The sequence below is a fragment of the Sphingomonas sp. CFBP 13733 genome, assembly GCF_014841795.1.
Lineage (GTDB): Bacteria > Pseudomonadota > Alphaproteobacteria > Sphingomonadales > Sphingomonadaceae > Sphingomonas > Sphingomonas aerolata.
In genome coordinates this window covers 1-1,276 of record NZ_JACYUP010000027.1, presented here as the reverse complement: position 1 = coordinate 1,276, position 1,276 = coordinate 1, and the positions used below count along the sequence as shown (strand labels likewise).

Below are 1,276 nucleotides of genomic sequence, written 5' to 3'. Positions count from 1 at the left end.
TGTTGTTGCCCCCTAAAGGCCTGACAGAGCCTCGCAGGTTTGCGCAATGAACTCGCGTGGGGACCGATAGCGCAAAGCGCGGTGCGGATGCACTTCGTTATAATGGGCGAACCAGCCGGGCAGTTGGTCGATGACGCTCTGGGCATTCGGCCTGGGGTTCACGCGGACATAGTCGCGCTTGAGGGTGCGAACGAACGCCTCAGCCATGCCATTCGATTGAGGACTGCTGACCGGGGTCGTGCGCGGGATCAACCCGATGTCTCGGGCGAAGGCGCGTGTGTTGCGAGCGGTGTAGCAGCTGCCGTTGTCGGTAAGCCACTCGATCGGTTGGGGCACGCGGTTCACCCGTCCGTAGCGATGCTCGACGGTGGCGACCATCAAGTCCTGGACGTCCTCTGCGGTGATGCCGCCCGTCGTCGCCACGTGTCCCATCGCCTCACGGTCGCAGCAGTCGAGCGCGAATGCGACGCGTACCTTCTCGCCATTGTCACAGGTGATCTCCAGCCCGTCGGAGCACCAGCGGGTGTTGCGCAGATCGACGGCGACCCGGCCATCGTGCCGCCGTTCCTCGCGGCGTTCGCCGTCACGCTGCAGCAGCAGCCCATGCACCTTCATGACGCGGTAGACGCGTTTCGGGTTGGGCGCTTCGCGCCCAGTCTTTTCAGCCTCCCGGCGCAGCAGAGCATGAACGCGGCGATAGCCATAGGTCGGCAGATCGGCGACGAGCGCGCGGATGTCGGCGACCAGCTCGGCATCCGGCAGCGGCGGTCGTCCGCGTGGTCGGGGCGCTGGGCGATGGCGCATTGCGGACAGGTGTGGGCGAGCAATTCCGACCGCGCCTGACACCGCGCTCACCGTCCATCCCGCGGCAACGAGGTCGAGCGCAACAGCAGTTTTTTTGGGCCTGCGGCCCGGGACACGGCCTCGCGGAGCAGCTCGTTCTCCATGGCCTTCTTGCCGAGCAGCCGGTGTAGTTCGCGAACCTGCGCCTCGAGCGCTCGGTACTCGGACGCCGGCACCACTTCCTCGCCCGCTGTCGCGGCGGTCAGCGCACCCTGCGCCATCAGGCGCCGCCAGGTGAAGATCTGATTGCCACCAATGCCGTGCCGGCGGGCGACGAGCGACACGCTCATCCCCGGTAGATACGTCTCCTCGACGATCCGGACCTTTTCCTCCGGCGTCCACCGCCTCCGCCGCTGAACACCGGAGAGAACCTCGCCATCGTTGTAACGCCTGGTCGTACCGTCAGTCATATGCCTCACTCTTATCTAAGAGC

General features: G+C 65.8%; 1 protein-coding gene. It reads right to left on the bottom strand.

The features are described from left to right. Window positions 1-12 precede the first annotated feature (12 nt). Window positions 13-1,253 (bottom strand): IS3 family transposase gene (locus IFT71_RS21045; RefSeq protein WP_192071981.1). Its coding sequence is split into 2 segments (ribosomal slippage): window positions 13-906 and window positions 909-1,253, totalling 1,239 coding nucleotides; the frame shifts between segments, so codons are not numbered across the junction. Between the last annotated feature and the right edge of the window lie 23 nt (window positions 1,254-1,276).